The 21,232-nt window shown below is 49.8% G+C and carries 21 protein-coding genes; 17 read left to right on the top strand and 4 right to left on the bottom strand.

The annotated features are described in order from the left end of the window. Positions 1 to 157: 157 nt before the first annotated feature. Together CUZ56_RS08215 and CUZ56_RS08210 are read left to right on the top strand one after the other, a co-directional pair. Positions 158 to 904: a TerC family protein gene (locus tag CUZ56_RS08215; RefSeq protein WP_126979894.1), complete on the top strand. Its 747-nt coding sequence runs from the start codon at positions 158 to 160 to the stop codon at positions 902 to 904. A 172-nt stretch (positions 905 to 1,076) separates the two neighbouring features. After that, positions 1,077 to 1,751 carry an FHA domain-containing protein gene (locus CUZ56_RS08210; protein ID WP_126979893.1) on the top strand — a complete coding sequence of 225 codons (675 nt, stop codon included), beginning with the start codon at positions 1,077 to 1,079 and terminating at the stop codon, positions 1,749 to 1,751. A 113-nt stretch (positions 1,752 to 1,864) separates the two neighbouring features. On the opposite strand, the gene CUZ56_RS08205 is transcribed toward CUZ56_RS08210, so the two are convergent. Further along, a complete protein-coding gene (locus CUZ56_RS08205; RefSeq protein ID WP_204250864.1) occupies positions 1,865 to 2,344 on the bottom strand; it encodes a dual specificity protein phosphatase family protein in 480 nt (159 codons plus the stop codon). Positions 2,345 to 2,679: 335 nt separating this feature from the next. Here CUZ56_RS08205 and CUZ56_RS08200 point away from each other — a divergent pair, with 335 nt between their 5' ends. From CUZ56_RS08200 to cydX, 13 genes are all read left to right on the top strand, one after another. Next, on the top strand, positions 2,680 to 3,228 hold the full coding sequence (locus CUZ56_RS08200; RefSeq protein WP_126979891.1) for a GbsR/MarR family transcriptional regulator: 549 nt from the start codon (positions 2,680 to 2,682) through the stop codon (positions 3,226 to 3,228). 128 nt (positions 3,229 to 3,356) lie between these two features. Next, positions 3,357 to 3,929, top strand: a complete 573-nt coding sequence (locus CUZ56_RS08195) for a hypothetical protein (RefSeq protein ID WP_126979890.1) — start codon at positions 3,357 to 3,359, stop codon at positions 3,927 to 3,929. An 18-nt stretch (positions 3,930 to 3,947) separates the two neighbouring features. Further along, positions 3,948 to 4,679, top strand: a complete 732-nt coding sequence (locus CUZ56_RS08190) for a hypothetical protein (protein WP_126979889.1) — start codon at positions 3,948 to 3,950, stop codon at positions 4,677 to 4,679. Between the two features lie 241 nt (positions 4,680 to 4,920). Further along, positions 4,921 to 5,958, top strand: a complete 1,038-nt coding sequence (locus CUZ56_RS08185) for a hypothetical protein (RefSeq protein WP_126979888.1) — start codon at positions 4,921 to 4,923, stop codon at positions 5,956 to 5,958. Between the two features lie 262 nt (positions 5,959 to 6,220). Continuing rightward, the gene (locus CUZ56_RS08180) at positions 6,221 to 6,883 is read left to right on the top strand and encodes a hypothetical protein (protein WP_126979887.1); all 663 of its coding nucleotides are present in this window, start codon (positions 6,221 to 6,223) and stop codon (positions 6,881 to 6,883) included. Positions 6,884 to 6,945: 62 nt separating this feature from the next. Continuing rightward, a complete protein-coding gene (locus CUZ56_RS08175; RefSeq protein WP_126979886.1) occupies positions 6,946 to 7,464 on the top strand; it encodes a hypothetical protein in 519 nt (172 codons plus the stop codon). Between the two features lie 146 nt (positions 7,465 to 7,610). Continuing rightward, positions 7,611 to 8,009: a hypothetical protein gene (locus CUZ56_RS08170; RefSeq protein WP_126979885.1), complete on the top strand. Its 399-nt coding sequence runs from the start codon at positions 7,611 to 7,613 to the stop codon at positions 8,007 to 8,009. 139 nt (positions 8,010 to 8,148) lie between these two features. After that, positions 8,149 to 8,643, top strand: coding sequence for a hypothetical protein (locus tag CUZ56_RS08165; RefSeq protein ID WP_126979884.1), 495 nt, complete (start codon positions 8,149 to 8,151; stop codon positions 8,641 to 8,643). 244 nt (positions 8,644 to 8,887) lie between these two features. Then, positions 8,888 to 10,603 (top strand): thiol reductant ABC exporter subunit CydD, encoded by a 1,716-nt coding sequence (cydD, locus tag CUZ56_RS08160; RefSeq protein ID WP_239442292.1) that lies wholly within the window; start codon positions 8,888 to 8,890, stop codon positions 10,601 to 10,603. Next, on the top strand, positions 10,600 to 12,324 hold the full coding sequence (gene cydC / locus CUZ56_RS08155) for a thiol reductant ABC exporter subunit CydC (RefSeq protein WP_126979883.1): 1,725 nt from the start codon (positions 10,600 to 10,602) through the stop codon (positions 12,322 to 12,324). Before cydD ends, cydC begins: the two co-directional genes overlap by 4 nt. A 72-nt stretch (positions 12,325 to 12,396) precedes the next feature. Continuing rightward, positions 12,397 to 14,082 (top strand): cytochrome ubiquinol oxidase subunit I, encoded by a 1,686-nt coding sequence (locus CUZ56_RS08150; RefSeq protein ID WP_126979882.1) that lies wholly within the window; start codon positions 12,397 to 12,399, stop codon positions 14,080 to 14,082. A gap of 5 nt (positions 14,083 to 14,087) precedes the next feature. After that, positions 14,088 to 15,248 (top strand): cytochrome d ubiquinol oxidase subunit II, encoded by a 1,161-nt coding sequence (gene cydB, locus CUZ56_RS08145; protein ID WP_126979881.1) that lies wholly within the window; start codon positions 14,088 to 14,090, stop codon positions 15,246 to 15,248. Between the two features lie 30 nt (positions 15,249 to 15,278). Beyond that, the gene (gene cydX, locus CUZ56_RS08140) at positions 15,279 to 15,383 is read left to right on the top strand and encodes a cytochrome bd-I oxidase subunit CydX (protein ID WP_126979880.1); all 105 of its coding nucleotides are present in this window, start codon (positions 15,279 to 15,281) and stop codon (positions 15,381 to 15,383) included. Positions 15,384 to 15,547: 164 nt separating this feature from the next. On the opposite strand, the gene CUZ56_RS08135 is transcribed toward cydX, so the two are convergent. Together CUZ56_RS08135 and ilvA are read right to left on the bottom strand one after the other, a co-directional pair. Beyond that, complete coding sequence (locus CUZ56_RS08135) at positions 15,548 to 16,453, bottom strand: 5'-nucleotidase (protein WP_126979879.1); 906 nt, start codon at positions 16,451 to 16,453, stop codon at positions 15,548 to 15,550. 6 nt (positions 16,454 to 16,459) lie between these two features. Next, the gene (gene ilvA, locus CUZ56_RS08130; RefSeq protein WP_126979878.1) at positions 16,460 to 18,022 is read right to left on the bottom strand and encodes a threonine ammonia-lyase, biosynthetic; all 1,563 of its coding nucleotides are present in this window, start codon (positions 18,020 to 18,022) and stop codon (positions 16,460 to 16,462) included. Between the two features lie 351 nt (positions 18,023 to 18,373). Here ilvA and CUZ56_RS08125 point away from each other — a divergent pair, with 351 nt between their 5' ends. After that, positions 18,374 to 18,811, top strand: a complete 438-nt coding sequence (locus tag CUZ56_RS08125; protein ID WP_126979877.1) for an OsmC family protein — start codon at positions 18,374 to 18,376, stop codon at positions 18,809 to 18,811. Positions 18,812 to 18,896: 85 nt separating this feature from the next. On the opposite strand, the gene coq7 is transcribed toward CUZ56_RS08125, so the two are convergent. Further along, a complete protein-coding gene (gene coq7 / locus CUZ56_RS08120) occupies positions 18,897 to 19,526 on the bottom strand; it encodes a 2-polyprenyl-3-methyl-6-methoxy-1,4-benzoquinone monooxygenase (RefSeq protein ID WP_126979930.1) in 630 nt (209 codons plus the stop codon). A 387-nt stretch (positions 19,527 to 19,913) separates the two neighbouring features. Between coq7 and CUZ56_RS08115 the strand changes: the two genes are divergently transcribed. Then, entirely contained in the window at positions 19,914 to 21,059 is a 1,146-nt protein-coding gene (locus CUZ56_RS08115) for a porin (RefSeq protein ID WP_126979876.1), read from the top strand. Positions 21,060 to 21,232: the final 173 nt, after the last annotated feature.

Below are 21,232 nucleotides of genomic sequence, written 5' to 3'. Positions count from 1 at the left end.
TAACCGGCCTCCCTTTTTTATGACCAGGGGCGGTGACTATAGAGCGCCGGATACAGGTTGCATATAATGGCCGAAGATATGCTTTGTTGACGGATTTGGGAGGTTTGCATGCCAACCGCTCAACAGTGCGGCTGTTTACAGGGAAAAAGAACAACGGATGGCTGAATTTTTTACTGCTCAATTCTGGTTTGCTGTCGGCTCCATCATCATGATTGATATTCTCCTGGGGGGGGATAATGCCGTGGTGATTGCCCTGGCATGTAGAAGGCTGGCACCTGCACAGCGGCTGAAAGGGGTTGTTCTGGGGACGGCTGGCGCCATTGTTTTGCGGGTGGTGCTGATTTTTTTTGCACTGGAGTTGTTGCGTTTACCCTTCTTGAAAGTAGTGGGTGCATTGCTGTTGCTGGTGATTGGCGCTAAACTGTTGTTGCCGGAGCCACCGGATGATCATGAGGGTATTCAGGCCAGTGATAAGCTGTGGAAAGCGGTGAAAACCATCATTGTGGCTGATCTGGTGATGAGTGTTGACAATGTAATTGCCATTGCCAGCGCAGCGCAGGGTGCGCACCAGGATCATCATATGCTGCTGGTGGTATTCGGGCTGGTGGTCAGTGTACCTATCATTGTATGGGGGAGCCAGTTTGTGATGAAACTGATGGACCGGTTCCCGCTGATCATTACGCTGGGGGGTATGCTGCTGGGATGGATTGCCGGCACCATGGCTGTGGCAGACCAGTTTATTGCCCAGCATGTATGGCCTGCGGCATGGGTGGAAGTTTCGCAACAGACACAGGTATATGAGCCGGTTGCTGTTTTGCATTATATGGGCGGGGTAGCCGGTGTTGTTGGTGTGTTATTATGTGCCCGGATACTTCATAAAATGCTTAAAAACAAAAAAAAATAAAGGAACACATGAATAAGGCGGCCCATAAGGCTGGATATAATATTGTCGGGCAAGGGGCGGGCTGTTTAAAATAAGATGTCTGGCTGAGCAAAGAGATGCGACATCTACTGCGAATGATGGTTTTTTATAGTATAAATACGTCTGAGCGGAAATATGTTTCCTAAATAAGTATATGCCAAAAGAAGTGATCAATCCACAGTTGACGATCATACATGCTGGAGAAAAGCGCTGTATTAATCTGACGGAGGGGCGTACCACCATTGGGCGCAGGTCGGATAACATGGTCGTGATCTCAGACCCAACGGTCAGCGGGCATCATGCCGTCATTATCATTTCCGATGATACGATGGTAATTGAGGATCTGGGCAGTACCAATGGAACGTATATCAACGGCGAAAAGATTGATATGCCCTACAAGCTCGAAGACGGGCTGCAGATCATGGTTGGGTTATGCCGGCTGATTTATAGCATGGATAAGCCGGTCAAAGAGAAACCCAGATTCTCGTCAGGGGACTATGCGGCACAGCCGGGCTCCCAGATTTCCACAGTAGGGTTTCAGGATACGATGACATCCATTCCTGCCTATCTGGAATTTACCAAAGGCCTTAAATCCGGAAAAGACAAGGTTGAGCTGGATAAAACCGTCAACCCGATCGGCAGCCTGGGCGTTGGGGTTGCTTCAGTTTCCTATGGGAAGCGGGGCTGGGTTTTATCGCATGTGGACGGGATGAACCCGTTACTGAATGGAGACATTGTCACCTCCAAGCCGGTGCTGCTGAAAGATGGCGATGTCATCACCATTGGTGAGATGGAAGTCCGTTTTATCAGGCACATGGACGAAGATTAAAAAACGCCATCTCCCTCACAACCAGTTTTACCGACCATTCACATACCGTACCTTAAGCTCTGCCTGTTCATGAACTCCGGCCAGCTTGCCTGTGCATGTATCAAACAGGTCGGTTATGGTTGCAGTGCCACATTGGGCTCAGGCTTGAATTGAAGCTGCTGAACTAATTTGGCAATATCTGCACTTTGAATATATTGGGGAATATTGGTCCACATCGTGTGGAAGCCGTAGCCCCCCTGCGTCAATTCCTCAATGGCAGCCTCTTTGCTCCAGCCCTGATAAATGATACGGTACATTGCGCTCATCAGGCCGGTGCGGTCTGCACCATGCTGGCAATGGATCAAAACCGGCCCCTGTTGTCTGGCCTGCATCATGGCATTCAGGGCGGCAATGACTTCTGCATCATCAATATTTGCCGTGTACATGGGGATGCGCAGTTCATTGATCTGGGTGCCTGACAGCAATGTCTTATCTGAATGGTACTGGCGGAAATTGACGACAGTTTGAATATTCAGGGCTTTTATCTGTGCCAGATTTTCTGCTGTAGGTTGCTGGCTGCGATAAAGCAGCTCATCAATCTGATACAGGTTCATGGAGGCATCTATGGGCCGTGCCCATTGCTCAGGCCGTGCTGTGGCATTGGAGCTAGGTGGCTCATTGGTTGATGTACAGCCTGGCAGGCTGGTTAATGCCAGAAAAGCAACACATACTGCGAGAATTGGCCAGGTCAAAAAGTATGGAAAAGTGCGCATAAGTCAATGGTTGAGTGAAACACCGTTATACAGAGACTTCTGCATTAGACCATAGAAACAGGCTCAAAGTGAAGCTTACGGGGAAAATGCATGGGAATATGCGAACGCATGCTCTGGAATCAGTCAATGTATTTCTGTATTGACAGAAAATTCTGTTTAAGAATACAATTAAAAGCATGAAACTAACCGAACCGGCTCAACGCTTTGTGCTCCATTGGGGCGAAATGGGATCAGCCTGGGGTGTGAACCGCTCCATGGCCCAAATTCATGCATTGCTGTTTTATCATGGCAAAGCTTTGCATGCTGAGGAGATTTGCGAAACGCTGGGAACAGCCCGCTCTAATGTCAGCACCTGCTTGAAGGAGTTGCAGAACTGGGGCCTGGTCCGTATTACCCATACGCTGGGAGACCGGCGCGATTATTTTGAATCCTGCCATGATGTGTGGGAGCTGTTTCGCATCATTGTGCAAGAGCGCATGAAGCGTGAATTTACGCCAACGATTCATATGCTGCGCGATCTCACGCAGGATAAAGCTTTTGCCAAGGAAGGGAAAGATACGCAGGAGCGTGTCAAACAGACCTTGGAGATGATGGAAACGCTGGGTTCATGGGCAGAGGAAATGATGCGGTTATCGCCTGCTACCATGCAAAAGGTGTTGAAAATGGGGGCAGGGATTCAGAAGCTTGTTCGTGGCTCCGGGAAAACAAAAGAAAAAGAATCATAAGTAACTGAAAGTTTTGTGTGTATTGCACTGATGCCTGTTCAGTCAGGCATTGGGTTTGGTTTTGCCTCTTTTTTTACTTTTACATTTCTTAAATTTCAGAAATAAATGTTAAATAAGTAAAATTGGCGATGATGAAGGTAAAAGAGAATGATCAGGCTGTAAAAGCAAATACACATGATTTGATTTTGAAAAATGGAGAACAGGTGATGCATGATGCAGATGTTGAAGCTGGTTTGATGAATGAGGGAGCCGACCGGTTTTTTCATTCAACCCCCGTGTTGGTGTTTATGCTGATCGTGGCATGTCTATTCAACTGGATGCTCTGGCCAATTTCTTTCTTTGTGTATTTTGTGGCCGGGTTTCCCGCATTGCTGACCGGGGTGTTTTTCAACTGGTTTCTGGCGCTCTTCAAGTCACGGGGCGGTGTTGTGGCATGCACTGCTTTATCTGCGGGCGCACTGGAGTATGTGTATCTTTTTTTGATCAGGGGCACAGGCCGGGATTATGTTTTCATATTATTAGCCGCGCTGTGTGGTGGAATTATTGCATGGTGGAATACCAGGGGAACAGTCTGGACAGGTGTGAAAGCGTTTTCGTCATCATGGGGACAAAGTGCTGCCCACGTTATTTATTTTGTCATCATAGGGCCATGGATGGGGGTTGTCATTATGATATTTTTAGCGAGTTTTCATTTTCTATAGGTTTCTGGAAGGAACACTATGAAAAGCAGTTGCAAAGGTAAGAACAGTTGCGCTGGGTCGAATGTGTTTTCTGTTACTGTGCACAAGCAACGAATCAATGATTCCGGCACAGGATTGCAGCCAAAGCTTAAAGATCAAATACAGAGAAACCTGGGAGGAATAATTTTTGGATGTCTTTGTTTGGCACAGATAAGCTCAGGAGGGTTATTTTTCATTATTCCAGCCTGGATTTTTGCCGGGGTTCCTGCTTTCCTGACGGCCTGGCTTTTTTATTGGTACCTGAACCATCTTCGATTTTGCTGGAGTGTTGTTGCATGTACGGCATTATCAGCCGGGAGTACTCAGTATATATACACGGGGTTTTTTCTATCAAAGGTGGGAGAGTACCGTATTGCATTGGCAACTATTGCCACAATTTGTGGCGGGATGCTTGCATTGGTAATGCTGAGGGGAGTTTTACGGATAACGCCGATACGACGCCACGCATTACAAGCGCAAAAGTGGTTGAACATTGTCAATTTTGCATTTGCCGGAATGCTGTTTGGCGGCTGGATGTTTGTAGCTTTGCTGGGTATTGATTTTGTTCAATATATATCCGCAGTAACGATGTTTATGGGCATTGTGATAGGGGTTTTATTTGTTGTTTGGAAGATTGGCATCAAGTTTATAGTGGCAATCATTGTGCTTGCAGTCTTTGTGAAAGGAGGATGGATAGCCATAAATTTGGTGTCTACGTTTATCGGGAAATAACAGATGAGAAAATCATTTTGAACAGGCTTTAAGGGATGAAGACAAAAGTTTGCAAGTCTGTTCATGTTCGGCTGTGTAAGGGGGAAATAATTTTGACGCGACAGGGTGTGAGTTTGAAATGAGCAAATTCTCCATCCAGTTTTAATTTTTTTACCCTTGAATTTATTAATTTTCAGAAATAACTGTTATATAAAAAGATTTGATTTGTGTGTTTGAAATAAAGCATAGACAAGGATAAGAGATGGCTGACATACAAAATAAACCAATAGAGAATTCTGGGGCGCAGCGAAATGCCTGCTGGTTATTTGTAGGTTGGGGGCCAATAGTTGCGCTATTGCTTTCCATATTGGATACATGGCTTATTCGGGGGGACAATATTTCCTGGATGCTGCCATTTTTCCATATACCCGTGATTGATACATACTCCAGGTACGGTATACCGGCCTTGCTTACAGGTATGTTATTGAGCCATTTGGAGAAATCATCAATGGTATGGTGGCGGGTTATTGTTGTAACAGCCGTGGCCGCTGCGGGGATTGAAGCTGCTTATTTGATGATTACTGTTTATGCAAAGGGCTTGCTGGGTGCTTTTTATATAGGGAATGTGTCTGCGTTGTTTCAATGGCGTTATCTTTCCAATGCTATCGTGTGGCCCAGCGCTATAGCAGCAGTAAGTTGCACCATTCTGTCTTTAGTGCGTTTGGTATGGCCTGGTAAGACTGTATATGCAGATGAGCAGATTTATGATGAAAACGATGAGCCTCAGATAGAAAGCAGTCCAGCCGCAATTGATGAACAGAATGAGGATTTTGAAATTGAGCGAGAAAAGTGGAATGAAAGGCGATCAAAAGATTTTGTGATTTTTGGGTGTCTTTTCTTCGCACAGATGATTTCTTTTATGGGGCCATTTGCGGTTATACCATGGCTCCTTGCTGGAGTTCCTGCTCTTTTAACCGCATGGCTTTTTTATCGGTATGTCGACTGGTTTGAGAACTGCTGGAGTGTGGAGGTCTGTACTGCACTGTCAGGTGGTGTTATCCAGTATGTCTACTGCTCATTGTTTTATTTCGGACTCGAAAAATATTATGTCATGTTGGCATGTATTGCAGCAATTTGTGGCGGGATGATTGCATTGGTGAAGCTGGGTGATGTGGTTCGAATAACAGCCGATCAGCGTCAGGCTTTAATAGAGCAGGGGAGGCTAGGAGTGCTTAACTTTGCTTTTGCAGGAGTTTTGTTTGGTGGCTGGGCATTCCTGGTTATTAAAAATGAGATATGACCATTTTTTAACGGCATGGGATTGCTGTTAATCAGCAGGTTATTCAATGTTTTCTTCTGAAAGGATTGAAGATATTAAAAATATGATTCATTTCGGTTTCTCGCTTGTGGCTTGGTATACCGGTCATGTATTTTTTATTGCTGATGTGGCTGATCTTTGACGTAATTTGGAAGTCTTTTACAGGGGCATGAAACGAATGTTCATTTTCTATTCATGTGGCAGAAATGGCTTGGCTAATGATATATCCGTATAAGAGTAAATCATGGTGACAATAAATGAAAAAAATGTAGAGTCCCAAATCGAAAGTGAAGCATGGGAGATAAGGAACTCAAAGAAAAAGGTGCTTGCATATCTTTTTCTGGCACAGCTATTTACTTTTTTTGGACCTTTCATGGTTTTCCCATGGTTTATGGCAGGCATTCCCTCCTGTTTGACGGCGTGGCTTTTTTATTGGTATGTGGATCACTGCAAGTCTGGGTGGAGCGTGATGATATGCACTGCAATATCAGGGGAAACTATCCAATATGCATACAGCATTTTTTTGCCATCTGATATGAGGGATTATCGTTTCGAACTGATATGTATCGCTGCAGTTTGTGGTGGGGTAATTTCCCTGGTCATGCTCAGAGGTTTTACATGGATAGTACCTGAGCGGCGCCAATTACTGCAAGAACACAAATGGTTAAATATCGCCAATTTTGCGTTTGCCGGGATTTTATTCGGTGGCTGGATGTTTTTGATGTTATCGGGCAATCCAAACATTTTATTGGGAGCTGTTGTTGCAGTAGGGATCGTGGTGGCAAGTATAGTGATCGGGGTGTTAATCGGTGATCTGGTCAGTAAGGTGGCAGGCGTGGTGGTGGGGGTGATCGTGGGTTTAGTGACCGTTGGTTGCTTAATTCACATTCTGATGTCAGCGATTTAAAAGGCGGATAAGGTGATTTGTATTGGGTTGATGTTGGGTTATCAGGTGGATGGGAGAAAGACATGGGGGATGACAACTATAGCGATGATGTTGTGGGAGATGTAAAAAATACGTCGCCTCGTCAAGGGGTTTCATCGCAATGGGCCACTGAAATTGCTCTGATTTTTGCATTTCTGTTTACTTTGCCTATTGGGTTTCTCTTTTATTATGTTGGGGGTGTGGCGGCTGTTTGTGCCGGAGTATTTTTTAATCTGTATGCCAGCATATTCAGATCGCATTTGTTTGTAGTGGTTTTGACGGCGTTGTCAGGCGCAGTTGCTCAGGCTGGCTATCAAGTTATGGTGGAGTGGCACGCAGGGGGATGGTTCTTTCCTGTGGTTGCTGCCATTTGTGGCGCATTTATTGCGTATATCAAGGCAAGCCCGAAAGCGATGGATGAGGGCGAGGCTTTGAAAAGTAGCCAAAGAATCAAGAATGTGATTCATTTTTCAGTGCTTGGCCCCTGGCTTGGGTTGGCGGTTGTGGTTATTTTTGGGCTGTTGTTCAACCTTGTTGTTGTGATGTTTGGCCTTTCAGAATAGACCGCTAGGCCGCCCCAGGTTAAGAAGAAGGTTTAATCATAAACGCAGCAAAAGTCGCAGGTTGAGTATCTGAAACTACAGGGTCAGATATTGATTTCATTTTTGTCTTTATACAGTTTTTATTTTGTCTACATAAACAGGAGGGGATGATGAATCTCACATTTTTTGTTTTTTCTTTGGCCATTGCTTTGATATGCCCCATATTAGCGGTGTCTTATTTAAAGCCTATTCTGTATAAAATTCTGGTGCGGCTGTGCGAGGATAGAGATGGCGCGGCGTTCTGGATCAAAAGCGCTTATTTGCTGGCAGTTTCTGGCACATTGATTTTGATGCTGTGTTTTGGCCGCTATGATGCGGGTGCTGAAGCGGTGGAAGTGCTCAGGCGGGCGTTGACGCTGGTGGTGTTAGCTGTTTTCCTGACGGTGTCCATTATTGCGTGGAACATCTGGGGGCAGGTCAAAGTGGTGTTGGATAAGCGCCGTGCAGAGGCGGCCTTGCTGGTGCAAAAGTCTTCCACTCAACAGGATGTTGAATCAGGGCTGTAATCTGCCTGGCGCATTCGTGGGGTAACCTTGGCGTTGCACAAAGTCATAATCCAAACCATAATTGGCAGATGCGATGTTTTCAGTTGCATGTGCATGCTGGCGCATCAACAGTGACCGGTTTTGGGGAAAAGGATTTGCCATGAAAAAAGTGATCAATTGGGGACTGGTAATCATTGGAGCATTACTGGCTGGGGCCTGTGCGGCACCGGTGGATGAGCAGGCGGCAAATGTGCCGGCGTTTCCCCAGGACAGGGACGGGGCTGCGCATTTTCTGGCCAACAGTGCCCGTGAACGCTGGATGTTAATGGTGCAGGATGATGGCATGGGCAATGCGGTTTATGCCAACAAAGAGCGTATTGTGCTGCAACCTGATGGCGTGAGTACGGTATGGTTGCGTATGGTGTTTCCTGTGGCTATTCCGTTAAGTGCACAGAGTTCAGAGAGTGTGACGGGAACATTGATTTATTCTGAAGTCAGGTGCAAGGACAGTACTTATAGAACCCCCGCTTTTTATGCGTTGGATGCATCAGGTCAAATTTTGGATATCACTTCAAATGATCAGGCGCCATTTGTGGCAATGGACGCCGGGGCTGCGGCATTGGGTTTGTACCGGATGGCATGTGAATCGCTTTGATCGTGCGGTTTTTGTGAAAGACGCCCTGCAGTGCAGGGCGTTTTGTTTTGTCCGTACGGCAAGACAATATGATTTGTGTGTATTAGCAAAAGGTCGGATAAACAGCGGTATGGACAACGGCAGCGTTTGGCTATTGTTCTGATGGTTTTGATATGCTGTTATTGGTGCTGCCGTGTGCTTTGGGCATAATGTGGTGTCTGCGGATATAAAGTATGATGCCTCCACGGCACGACAGGAGAAATAATTGGAACAGCCCGCCCCCACAAAACCACGCCGCCAGCGGCAGTCACCATGGACGCCCGGTGGCATGCTGCAATTAGGTGCTGCGTTGCTGTGGTTGCCCCAGGCGTGGCTTTTGGCCGTGGCGGTGGGTGCCATGGCAGATGGTCAGGATATATGGGCGGTGTCTTTGTACAGTGCCATCGGGGTTTTGTTGATTGGTATCGTGCGTGCCGGGCTGGATGCCTGGGGCGCACGCATTTCTTTCCGTTCAGCCAGGCAGCAGTTGAGCCGCTTGCGGCAGCAGGCCATTGAGGCATTGAGCAGGCGTTCCCCATTGGATACAACGCGCCCGACTTCGGGACAGGCGGCCAGTGTTCTGACCGAGCAGGCCGAGCAGATTGTGCCGTATCTGTCGAGGTATCAGCCGGTGCAGTTGAAGGTGATGATTGTGCCGCTGGTGTTTCTGGTGGCGGTCATTGTGAATTCGTGGGTTGCCGCGCTGGTGTTGTTGTGTGCGGCACCTTTGATTCCGGTTTTTATGATTCTGGTTGGCTGGCGTGCCAAAGAGGCCAGCGAAAAGCAGATGCTGGAAATCGGGCAGATGAATGGTTTTTTGCTGGACCGTTTACGCGGCTTGACGACGATCCGGGCTTTTGACGCGGTGGATGTAATTGCCAGGCGGCTGCGGGACGCAGCCGATGGTGTGCGCCGCAAAACGATGTCGGTGCTGCGTATTGCGTTTTTATCTTCAGCGGTGCTGGAGTTGTTTTCCGCGCTGGGCGTGGCGATGGTGGCGGTGTATATTGGTTTTCACCTGTTGGGGGATCTGTCGTTTGGAGCCTGGGGAAGCAAGCTGACGCTGACGCAGGGGCTGTTTATTCTGTTGCTGGCGCCTACTTTTTTTGATCCGTTGCGCGAGCTTTCGGCTGTCTGGCATGACCGTGCCTCGGGTGTAGCGGCAATGGACAGCATGGCTAGCCTGAGTGCTCAGGGAGAAGACCTGGTCGGCGGGCGGCACGGTGCGGCTTCAACCGCTGTGCCAGATGTGTCTGATACACCTGATGTTTCAGGCGGCGCTTTGGCGGTGAAGGTTAAGGGGATCAGTTTTCAGTACCCTGGCAGTGTGCAGCCGGTATTGCATGATTTTGATCTGACGGTGGCAGCCGGAGAGAAGGTGGCATTGGTGGCGCCCAGTGGGCAGGGGAAATCGACCTTGTTGGCCTTGCTGGCAGGGTTGTTGCAGGCAAATGCAGGGGGCATTGAAATTGGTGGTGTGCAGTTGACCGATGCCACGGCTGATGCGTTGCGAACGCATATGGGCTGGATCAGCCAGCAGCCTCATATTTTTGCCGGCAGCTTGTTGCACAACATCACGTTAGGCCGCGCAGATATTTCTGCGCAGCAGGTGCAAAGTGCAGTAGATGCTGCTGCGATGACTGATATTGCACATGGACAGTTGCAACGGCGGTTGGGTGAGGGGGGCGTAGGTCTTTCCGGGGGGGAAGTGTTGCGGTTGGCACTGGCACGTGCCATGGTGACGCCCCAGCTTGGCTTGCTGCTGGCCGATGAGCCGACGGCGCATCTGGATACCGAGACGGCACAAGCGGTGATTCAAGGGCTGATGGCTGTGGCACAGCGGGGTACAACGGTGATTGTTGCCACGCATGACGAGCGTATTCTGCCTTATATGGACAAAGTGGTGCAGTTGTCGCCTGTGTATTCAGGGGAGGCAGTATGAGCCGGTATCAAAAAGCAAGTACCTGGAAAGCACTGTGCCAGATATTGCAGGTGTTTTTTGAAGCGCAGCGTGCCAAGCTGTGGCTGGGCATACTGATGGCGTCTATCACCGTGGTGTTTGGCCTGGCGCTGCTGGGGGTGTCGGGCTGGTTTATTACCGCAACGTCTATTGCCGGCCTGGACTTCATGACGGCAAAGCTGTTTAATGTGTTGATTCCCTCGTCAAGTATCCGTTTTCTGGCTTTGACTCGCACGGTTTCCCGCTATGGTGAGCGGTTGGTAACGCACGATGCCACGCTGGCGGTTCTGGCGGATTTGCGCGAGCGGCTATTCCGGGGCTGGGCTGAGCCACAGGCAGCGCGATCGCTGATGAAAAGGCCGGCGCAGTTGCTGTTTCGGTTGACGGTGGATATTGATGCGCTGGATTCTTTGTACCTGCGTATTTTGGTGCCTGTGGCTGCGGCATTGGTTGCGACGGTATTGACCGGTCTGGCCTATGGCTTCTGGGTGCATCCATGGCTGGGCGTGGCACTGGTCATCTGGCTGGCCGTGGTGGGGCTTGGCGTGCCTTTGTTGATGTCTTTGCGCGCGCAGCGTGCAGCGCGCCTGAAGGCTTATGCCAGCGAAGCGCTGCGTGCCAGGTCGGTGGACCTGGTGGCCGGGCAGGTTGAACTGCTGATGGCCGGGCAGGCAGGTCGCCAGTTTGATTTGATCATGAAGGCAGATGCGCATTTAAGCCGTGCAGACGATGACATGAACCGGTTAGAAATGTGGGTGACTGTTGCCCACGGCCTGGCTACGGCGGTGATGCTTTCAGGCGTATTGCTGGTATGTGTGGTTCTGGTTGAGTCGGCATTGCTGGGGGCGGCTGTTGCCGCGTTTGCTTTACTGGTACTGCTGGCGATTTTTGAGCCTTTTACCGCCTTGCGCCGTGGCGCGGTAGAGCTTGGGCGTACCCTGCTGGCGGTGAAGCGCCTGGCCCCGAGGCTGGAAAAAAATGGTTCGGTTTCCCAAAATACAACCACAATGGCCTGCCCTCTGGGAGGGGATGTTGTTTTAGCGCTAAAACACGTGAATTTTTGTTATCCTGATACAACACGCCAAGTGCTCAAAGATATCAACCTAGAGATGCTTAAAGGGCAGCGCATCGCGCTGGTGGGCGGCAGTGGCAGCGGCAAGTCAACACTGCTGGCGCTGATTGCGCAGGAACTGCAGCCGGATAGTGGTGAAATCAGATGTGAGCGTTTCAGCGTATTGACACAGCGAACGGAGCTGTTTAAAGATACGTTGCGTGGGAATCTGTTGCTGGCTGACCCACAAGCATCTGATGAAATGTTATGGCAGGCCTTGGAGGATGCCGGTTTAGCGCATACAATCAAACAATTACCCGATGGGTTAGATTCCTGGTTAGGAGAAGGTGGTTTAGGTTTATCGGGGGGGCAGGCGCGTCGTTTAGCATTAGCGAGACTGCTATTAAGAAAAGCCCCGTTATGGCTGCTGGATGAGCCTACAGAAGGGCTGGATCAGCAAACAGCAGCAGACGTGTTGCGTCGGATAACAGAGAAAGGTGGGCAGCAGGCCATGCTGATTGCAACCCATCTAAAAAGAGAAGCTGAAACGGCTGATTTTATTTTTGTCATTGATAAAAATCAAATAAAAAACAGTTATCAAAGGGGGCAATTGGAATATACGGCTGCTTTAGGTCAACTAAGGCCCAATTAGTTCCATTCTGTGCCAAAATCGCGTATATCAGAATTAACCACGAAGGGAGTCAGGCTGGCCTGATTAACAAGTATGGACTTTGATGTTGCAACACTATCCCGGTTTCAGTTTGCCTTGACGGCGCTGTACCACTTTCTATTCATCCCCCTCACATTAGGTCTGTCGGCACTGGTTGCCACAATAGAGACGGTTTATTACTTTACGAATAAACCCATCTGGCGTCAGATGACCAAGTTCTGGGGCACTTTGTTCGGTATCAACTTTGTCCTGGGTGTTTCTACAGGGATTGTGATGGAGTTTCAGTTCGGTATGAACTGGAGCTATTACAGTCACTATGTAGGCGACATCTTCGGCGCGCCTTTGGCGATTGAAGGCTTGATGGCGTTCTTCCTGGAGTCAACCTTTGTTGGGTTGTTCTTCTTTGGATGGGACCGCATGTCAAGAGGTGCTCACCTGGTTGCGGCCTGGTGTGTGGCAATTGGCTCTAACTTCTCAGCGCTGTGGATTTTGATTGCCAACGGCTGGATGCAGAACCCGACCGGTTCAGTGTTCAACCCGGCGACCATGCGTATGGAAGTTTCACACTTTGCTGATGTATTGTTCAACCCGGTGGCACAGGCTAAATTTGTCCATACGGTCTCTGCCGGTTACTGTACAGCTGCGGCGTTCGTGATTGGTGTTTCTGCATGGTATATCCTCAAAGGTCGCCATCTGGAAATTGCCAAGCGCTCGATTGCAGTGGCTTCGGCATTTGGTTTGTGCGCAGCATTGTCTGTGGTGTTCCTCGGCGACGAGAGCGGCTATATGGTTGGTAAAGACCAGCCAATGAAGATGGCTGCTATTGAAGGCATGTGGGACACGGAACCTGCACCGGCTTCTTTCATGCTGATTGGCTTTACCAGCCAGAATTCAGATGAAGAGACAGCCAGAACACAGAATGCAGGCTCAACTTCAGGCGGTATCCATATTCCCATCGTGATGGGGCTGATTGGTACACGTACCCTGACACAGGAGCTCGCTGGTATCAATGAACTGGCATTTGGCCGCCGTCTGGACGGGAAAGAGTCGCAGGTTGAAACCTCGGTTGACCGTATCCGCAGTGGTTTGGTTGCCTATAATGCATTGCAGCAAATCCGCCAGGAATATGGCAGCTATGGCAATGCACCGGCTGAGTTGAAAGCGCTGGTGGATGACAACATCCGCAACTATGGCTACGCACTGTTGCTCAGAGGCCCGACTGCGGCATCTGAAGGTGGCAATAAACTGCCTGACCTGAGCAATGTGCCTGAAAGCGAAATCATGCTGGCAGCTGCCAAGACCATTCCTCATGTGGCAACGGCTTTCTGGTCGTTCCGTATCATGGTGGCAATTGGCTTCTACCTGATCCTGTTCATGCTTGTCTTCTTCTTCATGTCGGCTCGCCGTACGCTGGAGAAACATCCGTTCATGCTCAGACTGGCGGTGTGGAGCATTCCTCTGCCCTGGATCGCAGCAGAAATGGGCTGGATGGTTGCTGAAATGGGACGTCAACCCTGGATCATTGAAGGGGTGTTGCCAACAGTATCAGCGCACTCGGAACTGGGCGCATGGGCACTGCTGCTGACTATTGCCGGTTTTGCACTGATCTACACCGTGTTGATCATTGTTGAAATGTCGCTGATGGTCAAGAGCATTCGTAAGGGGCCGCAGCCGGAGCCAGGCTCTCCGGAAGCCCTGCAGAAACAAGCTAATGAACCCAAACTGGCTGCAGCGGAGTAATAAACATGGAACTACATACACTTATTAACTATGAAGTTTTGCGAGTGATCTGGTGGCTGCTGCTGGGTGTGCTGCTGATCGGTTTTGCAATCACGGACGGGTTTGACTTAGGTACTGCAGCATTGTTGCCCTTTATCGGCAAAAATGATGTGGAGCGCCGTATTGTGATCAATACTGTCGGCCCCGTGTGGGAAGGCAACCAGGTGTGGCTGATTACCGGCGGCGGTGCTATTTTTGCCGCTTGGCCAATCCTGTACGCAGTGTCATTCTCGGGCTTTTATCTGGCGATGTTTGCAACACTGTTTGCTTTGATTCTGCGCCCGGTCGGGTTCAAGTATCGCAGCAAGCTGCATGATGCAACATGGCGTAAAACCTGGGACTGGTGCTTGTTTATCGGTGGTGCTGTGCCTGCCCTGATTTTTGGTGTGGCACTGGGCAACGTGTTGCAAGGGGTTCCCTTCCACTTTAACCCGGAACAGCGCATTTACTATGACGGCACCACACTGTTTGAATTGCTGAATCCGTTTGGTATTCTGGCAGGCCTGGTCTCTGTAGCGATGCTGGTGACACACGGCGCCACCTGGGTAGCTGTAAAAACCCAGGGTGCTGTAGAGTCACGTGCTCGCACCATCGGCTCTATTACCGGAATTGCAACCGCTGTGCTGTACATTCTGGCCGGGGTGTGGCTGTACATGGGCATCAAGGGCTATGCCTACTCTTCTCCTGCTGTGCTGGACGGCCCTTCTAACCCACTGCTGAAAACAGCTGTAGGCGGGGTTGAAAAACAGTGGTTTGCCAACTATGGCGCACTGCCCATCCTGTGGATCGTTCCGATCCTGGGGATTGTGGGTGCTTTGCTGGCAGCAGTTCTGCTGAAAGCGGGTAAGGCATTGCTGGCATTCATTTGCAGCAGCTTGTCTATGACCGGGATTATTTCGAGCGTGGGCGTGTCCATGTTCCCGATGATTCTGCCTTCCAGCGTCGACCCCAGTCATAGCCTGACGGTATGGGATACGTCTTCCAGCCACATGATTCTGTTTATCATGCTGGTGGTTGCGTTGATCTTTGTGCCGATTGTTTTGGCTTACACCAGCTATGTGTTCTACGTGTTGCGCGGTAAGGTTACCCGCGACAGTGTGGACGACAGCAAGACGTTCTCTTATTGATTGCTCAAGGTACAGAAAGGAGAATTAAACATGTGGTATTTCGCTTGGATCCTGGGCTTACCTTTTGCAGCACTTTTCGGCGTACTCATGGGGATGTGGTTTGACATCCGTGAGAACGCAGATCAAAAGAACTGATGCTGGCTTAAAGGATAAGCCGTGAGTTTCTGCCTGCTTAGTGCAGGCAGCGCATTTTGACAAGACGCCTGTAAGTTGATTCTTACAGGCGTTTTCATTTGGATCTATTTAAGGTTAAACCGGCGTAGCGCAATCAGTGGACAGAAAATATCTGGTTGTTAATTTCAGTTATTTTCGTTGGTGATGCCGTTAATCACATGTCCTGATGGCACGTGGGAGGCAGCACTGCGCACATGGGTTGTCTGGTCGTCAAAGAAAAAATCGGGTTCAAATTCGCGTAAAAACTCGCCTTTGGCAAACCCGCCCAGAAACATGGCTTCATCAATTTCAATGTTCCAGTCCATCAGGGTGCGGATGGCGCGTTCGTGTGCGGGTGCCGAACGTGCTGTGACCAGGGCGGTGCGCAAACGCATGTGAGGCGCGGGTTGTTGCTGTAACTGGTTCAGTGCAATCAGCAATGGTTTGAACGGGCCAGCAGGCAAGGGCTGGGCTGCCTTGCTGGATTCATGCTGATAAAAGGCCGACAGGCCTTCTTTTTGATAGACCTGTTCGGCTTCGTCTGAGAACAGTACCGCATCCCCGTCAAAAGCAATGCGCACTTCGTCGGGGTGTGCGTCTGAGGCCAATGCAGACTGTGGATACACCGTGGCAGCCGGAAAACCTGCCTGCAATGCCGCACGTACATCCAACGGATTGGCCGAGAGAAAAAGATGAGCCTGCAATGGGACCAGATAGCGCCAGGGCGATTCACCGCGGGTGAATACACCGCGCTGAATGGTCAGGCCGTAGTGTGCGGCAGAACGGAAAACCCTTAACCCTGAAACCGGGTCGTTGCGCGAAAGTATCACGACTTCTACCCGTGGGGTTGCCGCCATTTCATTGAAGGCAATCAGTTTTTTGACCAGGGAAAAGGCCACCCCGGGGGTTGCAGGCTGCTCCAGCCGTTCCAGTTGGAGTTCCATGTAGGCCCGGTCATCCCCGGTTTCAAAAACGCGGTTTTCATCTTCAAAATTGAACAATGCGCGCGAGGAAATGGCGACGACGAGCTGATGCGTGCGAGGGGTAGACATAAGGGGTCAGCGCAAAAAGAGTTGATACACCGGGTTTTTAGTTTCTTCTTCCCATGGATAGGCCAGAGAGGTCAAAAACTCTTTGAACAAAGCGTTATCTTTGCGCGGAACCTGAATACCGACCAGAATACGGCCAAAGTCCGCACCGGAATTGCGGTAATGAAACAGGCTGATGTTCCATGTAGGCGACATGGAGGATAAGAATTTCATTAAAGCGCCGGGCCGTTCAGGAAAGGTGAAGCGCAGCAGCCGCTCATCTTTGGCCAGTTCGCCTTTGCCGCCAACCATGTAACGGATATGCTCTTTGGCGAGTTCATCATCCGACATGTCCAGAGTCGGAAAGCCAGCACGCTTGAGTTGCGCGGTGATTTTATCGCTTTCACCTTCTGCGCCGGATGTGGCAATACTGGTGAAAATCTGGGCCTGGTTGGCGCGTGAAATACGGTAGTTGAATTCGGTAACGCTGCGCGATCCGATGACTTCGCAAAAGCGTTTGAATGAGCCTGGCTGCTCGGGGATGGTGACGGCAAACAGCGCTTCGCGTTTTTCACCAATCTGGGCCCGCTCAGCAACAAAGCGCAGCCGGTCAAAATTCATGTTGGCGCCACTAAGGATGGAAACAAAAGTACCGCCGCGGATCTTGTTTGTGGTGATGTATTGCTTGACCGCCGCAACGGACATGGCGCCGGACGGCTCCACAATATTGCGTGTGTCCTGGAAAACGTCTTTGATTGCAGCGCAGACGGCGTCGGTATCCACCACCACAAAATCGTCAACCAATGCGCGTGCGAGCCGGAATGTTTCCTCTCCAACCTGTTTGACAGCCGTGCCATCGGAAAACAGGCCGACATCCGGCAGTGTGATGCGTCGTCCCTGGCGCACAGAGCGCATCATGGCGTCAGAATCATTCATTTGCACACCAATGATTTTGATGTCCGGGCGTACCGCCTTGATGTATGCCGCAACGCCGGCAATCAGGCCGCCACCGCCAATAGGCACAAAAATCGCATCCAGCGGGCCTTGGTGCTGGCGCAGGATTTCCATGGCAATGGTGCCTTGCCCTGCAATGACATAAGGGTCGTCAAACGGGTGTACAAATGTCAGGTGCTGTTTTTCAGCAAGTTGCTGGGCATGGGCGGCAGCGTCAGAATAGCTGTCGCCAAACAGAACCGCCTCGCCGCCCAGATGTTTAACAGCATCGACTTTTACCTGGGGGGTTGTGACCGGCATGACAATAACCGCCCGGCATCCGAGTTGCTGTGCTGCCAATGCCACACCTTGTGCATGATTGCCTGCGGAAGCACAAATGACACCACATTCAAGAGACTGCTTGGACAGGTGCGCCATTTTGTTATAGGCGCCACGCAGTTTAAAGCTGAAAACACTCTGATAGTCTTCTTCTTTCAGCAGAATTTTGTTTCGCATCCGCTTGGAAAGCAGTTTCGCCTGTTCCAGGGGTGATTCCTGCGCAATGTCATAAACCTTGGCAGTCAGGATTTTTTTCAAATAATCAGACAGGTCAGGATGTTTAAGTGCTGGGCTGCGTTTTTGTTTTGGGGCGGTTGTCATGTTTATTTTTTGTACAGGTTGTATTGAATATATTGATGAAATTCCAAACTTTTCATCATACAACTGATACACGGCAAAAGTAAACGAGCCCGCATAAATCAAGACCAAATGACAGGACTAAGGAGCCAAATAGGGGTTTGTGAAAAGTTTCAGGCAAAAAAAAGCCCAGATACTTCATAATCTGGGCTTAATCCACCAATTGGAGGAGGTGGAGGAGACAACCTGAAACAATGGATGAATTATATTGCAGGGTTTACCCTAATGCAACCGGAGTGTTATTCTGAAACAACAGAACTACCTGTTGGGACACTTGGTTTCGGAGGGGAGACTGTTTGAAAAAAGAGGCTATCTATGGAATGTAAAGTGAGCTGGACAGGGCCAGGAGGAATGGGGTTTTGGGCCGAAACAGGCAGCGGACATGCGCTTGTAATGGATGGTGCGCCTAATGCAGATGGCAGCCCGGGTGGCGGGCATAATCTGGCACCGCGTCCGATGGAAATGGTGCTGGCCGGCACCGGTGGTTGTACAGCTTATGATGTGGTGATGATTTTACAGCGCGGACGCCAGCAGGTAACCGGATGCCATATTCAACTGAAGGCTGAGCGTGCGCCCACAGACCCGAAGGTGTTTACGCAAATTCATATGCATTATGTGGTGACGGGAAAAGGGCTTTCTGAAGCTGCGGTAGAGCGTGCGATACAGCTTTCGCATGAGAAATACTGCTCGGCATCTATGATGCTTTCTAAGACGGCTGCGATGACGAGCAGTTTTGAAATTGTTGAAGGGTAAGACGCAGAAGCGGCTTATCAAAAAAGAAGACCATCCGCTAAAGTGAGGATGGCCTTTCGTAGCGTAAACAGTTCAAAGGAACTGATTAAATGTAATGCGCAGTTGTTGTCATGACTTTGGCGGCAGCGCGCATGGCCAATCGAATTGGCAGTGGCAGTTTAATGCCGCCTGCGCGTTCGGCTGCCTGGGCATGTTCCACTTCGTCTGTTTTCATCTGCTCCACCACTGCCCGCGAAGCGGCATCATTGGCGGGCAGGCGTTCCAGGTGTCCCTGCAGGTGTGCCTCAACCTGGTTTTCAGTTTCAATGACAAACCCCAGGCTGGCCTTGTCGCCGCCCAGTTTGCCTGCAGCCATGCCGATGGCAAATGCCCCGGCGAACCACAGAGGGTTCAACACACTGGAATGGGTACCTAAAGCATTCAGCCGGTCGCGGCACCAGTCCAGGTGATCAATTTCCTCCTGGGCGGCTTTTTTCAGATGGTTGCGTAAAGCGGGGTCTTTGGTGGTTAAAGATTGCGCTGTATAAAGTGCCTGAGCACAGACTTCGCCGACATGGTCAACCCGTATCAAAGCGCCGGAAAGCCGGCGTTGTTTTTCGTCCAATTGCATGTCATGCGTATCAACAAACTTGTCCCCTGGGTTGGGACGGGCGGCTGCAGGGCGGGCAAAAACTGTTTTCAGTGCCACATCGGCTGCGGCAAGCCAGTCATCCAATGTAGCAGGCTGTTCTATGGGCCGTTGCTGGCAGCCGGAACGGGGAGATGTTTCTGTATGTGCCACTGCAAATACCTCTGGTTTTTGACAAAAAGGCAAGTTTTTGTCTTAAGTTGAATTCAGTTAGCGTTTAATGGCCTAATTTTAGCGCAAAGCATGGGTTTATGGCGCAGCCTTGCCATTTTTGACCGTGCTGGGATGTATCTAAAAGAACGGATAAATTGTTGCACAGTGGCAACGAAAACAGGAATGGGTATTCAGAAAAGTTTGCCATAAAGTCCAAGATTTGGTGCAATAGAGTCTACTTCCCGATTAGGAGGTAGTGCGGAAGACAGATAAGTGATCTCTGAAGACCGCGCGCTCTGTTAACACTTGGAGAAATTGGAAATGAAAAAATCGTTAATCGCACTGGCCGTCCTCGGCACATTTGCAGGTGCTGCAGCTGCCCAGTCAACAGCTACCCTTTACGGTAAAATCGACGTTGGCTATGGTGTCAGCAACAACGGCGCTTACGAACTGGGTGGCCCACATGAAAGCAAATTCCAACAGTTTGGTAATGCTAACTCTACATCACGCTGGGGTCTGAAAGGTTCTGAAGACCTGGGCAATGGCCTGAAGGCTTACTTCAACCTGGAACAGGGTTTCAATCCTGAGTCTGGCGCTGATAAAGGCGGTTTTGACCGTGCAGCTTTCGTTGGTATCGCCGGTAACTTCGGTGCTATCCAAGCTGGTCGTCAAACACACGTCATCAACAACGTTCTGGGTCAGTTCGACTTGAGCGGTTCTCCTAACGTAACTTCTGCTCTGGGTAATGCTGGTATCTCCGCTATTTCTCAGAATGCAAACGGTGGCGGCCTGGGAACCTACTCACGTGTAAGTTCTGCTATCGCTTACGTTTCTCCTAACTTCAGCGGCTTCAGCTTCCAAGGTGCTGTGGTTCTGAAGAATGATGACATTTTCGGTCTGGACGGTGTGGCCACTGGCGTGACCGACATTTGGGGCAATCCTCGCCTGATTGAAAACAAGACCATCTACACAGTGGGTGCTCAGTACAACTACGGTGGCTTCACCATTGGTGCTGCTTACGAAAGCAAACCTGCTGACGTTCCTGGAGTTGACATCAGCGCTTCCTGGGGTATTGGTGCTAAGTACGACTTCGGTTCCTTCGTGGTTTCCGGTGGCTACTTTGACAACCACTTCAAGAGCGATGGTAAAGGCTTCTACCTGGGCGTGAAAGCTCCTATCGGTGCCTTCACTGTTGGTGCACAGATTGCTTACAACACCAAAGCTTATAACGGTACAGAAACCAACTACGTGTGGTTCCCCAATGCTTCTACCAGCAGCTGGGATCTGTACAGCTACAGCGGTGACAGAGAAGTTAAGCCTCTGGCATGGGAACTGTTCGCTTACTACAACCTGTCTAAGCGTACCCAGTTGTACCTCCAGTACGGTGGTATCAACAACGATGCTGAAGAATATCAGGGTGCTTCACGTAAGTACAGTGCCAACTTCGGCTTGATCCACAACTTCTAATCAGTTCATCTGATAAGTTGATTGAATCAGAGAGAGCTCCTTCGGGAGCTCTTTTTTTGTGTTCAACGTTTTTGCGGCTGTGCGTAATCTGAATGTTGTATTCGCGCACCATGCGTAATGATCAAGTATTTCGTTTTTATTGAGAAAAGTTTATCTCTAAATGATAATCATTC

Source organism: Saezia sanguinis (genome assembly GCF_003991585.1).
In the GTDB taxonomy this organism is placed as follows: Bacteria; Pseudomonadota; Gammaproteobacteria; order Burkholderiales; family Burkholderiaceae_C; genus Saezia; species Saezia sanguinis.
Note: the sequence above shows the minus strand (reverse complement) of the source record. Positions and strands in the feature narration are given on the sequence as shown.

Bases quoted from the DNA above. Each gene is read 5' to 3' on its own strand.
- CUZ56_RS08210 (WP_126979893.1), top strand. From the start codon at position 1,077: ATGCCAAAAGAAGTGATCAATCCACAGTTGACGATCATACATGCTGGA.
- cydB (WP_126979881.1), top strand. From the start codon at position 14,088: ATGGAACTACATACACTTATTAACTATGAAGTTTTGCGAGTGATCTGG.
- CUZ56_RS08135 (WP_126979879.1), bottom strand. From the start codon at position 16,453: ATGTCTACCCCTCGCACGCATCAGCTCGTCGTCGCCATTTCCTCGCGC.
- CUZ56_RS08205 (WP_204250864.1), bottom strand. From the start codon at position 2,344: ATGAACCTGTATCAGATTGATGAGCTGCTTTATCGCAGCCAGCAACCT.
- CUZ56_RS08150 (WP_126979882.1), top strand. From the start codon at position 12,397: ATGGACTTTGATGTTGCAACACTATCCCGGTTTCAGTTTGCCTTGACG.
- CUZ56_RS08125 (WP_126979877.1), top strand. From the start codon at position 18,374: ATGGAATGTAAAGTGAGCTGGACAGGGCCAGGAGGAATGGGGTTTTGG.
- CUZ56_RS08195 (WP_126979890.1), top strand. From the start codon at position 3,357: ATGATGAAGGTAAAAGAGAATGATCAGGCTGTAAAAGCAAATACACAT.
- ilvA (WP_126979878.1), bottom strand. From the start codon at position 18,022: ATGACAACCGCCCCAAAACAAAAACGCAGCCCAGCACTTAAACATCCT.
- CUZ56_RS08185 (WP_126979888.1), top strand. From the start codon at position 4,921: ATGGCTGACATACAAAATAAACCAATAGAGAATTCTGGGGCGCAGCGA.
- cydX (WP_126979880.1), top strand. From the start codon at position 15,279: ATGTGGTATTTCGCTTGGATCCTGGGCTTACCTTTTGCAGCACTTTTC.
- CUZ56_RS08165 (WP_126979884.1), top strand. From the start codon at position 8,149: ATGAAAAAAGTGATCAATTGGGGACTGGTAATCATTGGAGCATTACTG.
- CUZ56_RS08200 (WP_126979891.1), top strand. From the start codon at position 2,680: ATGAAACTAACCGAACCGGCTCAACGCTTTGTGCTCCATTGGGGCGAA.
- CUZ56_RS08180 (WP_126979887.1), top strand. From the start codon at position 6,221: ATGGTGACAATAAATGAAAAAAATGTAGAGTCCCAAATCGAAAGTGAA.
- CUZ56_RS08170 (WP_126979885.1), top strand. From the start codon at position 7,611: ATGATGAATCTCACATTTTTTGTTTTTTCTTTGGCCATTGCTTTGATA.
- CUZ56_RS08115 (WP_126979876.1), top strand. From the start codon at position 19,914: ATGAAAAAATCGTTAATCGCACTGGCCGTCCTCGGCACATTTGCAGGT.
- cydC (WP_126979883.1), top strand. From the start codon at position 10,600: ATGAGCCGGTATCAAAAAGCAAGTACCTGGAAAGCACTGTGCCAGATA.
- CUZ56_RS08175 (WP_126979886.1), top strand. From the start codon at position 6,946: ATGGGGGATGACAACTATAGCGATGATGTTGTGGGAGATGTAAAAAAT.
- CUZ56_RS08215 (WP_126979894.1), top strand. From the start codon at position 158: ATGGCTGAATTTTTTACTGCTCAATTCTGGTTTGCTGTCGGCTCCATC.
- CUZ56_RS08190 (WP_126979889.1), top strand. From the start codon at position 3,948: ATGAAAAGCAGTTGCAAAGGTAAGAACAGTTGCGCTGGGTCGAATGTG.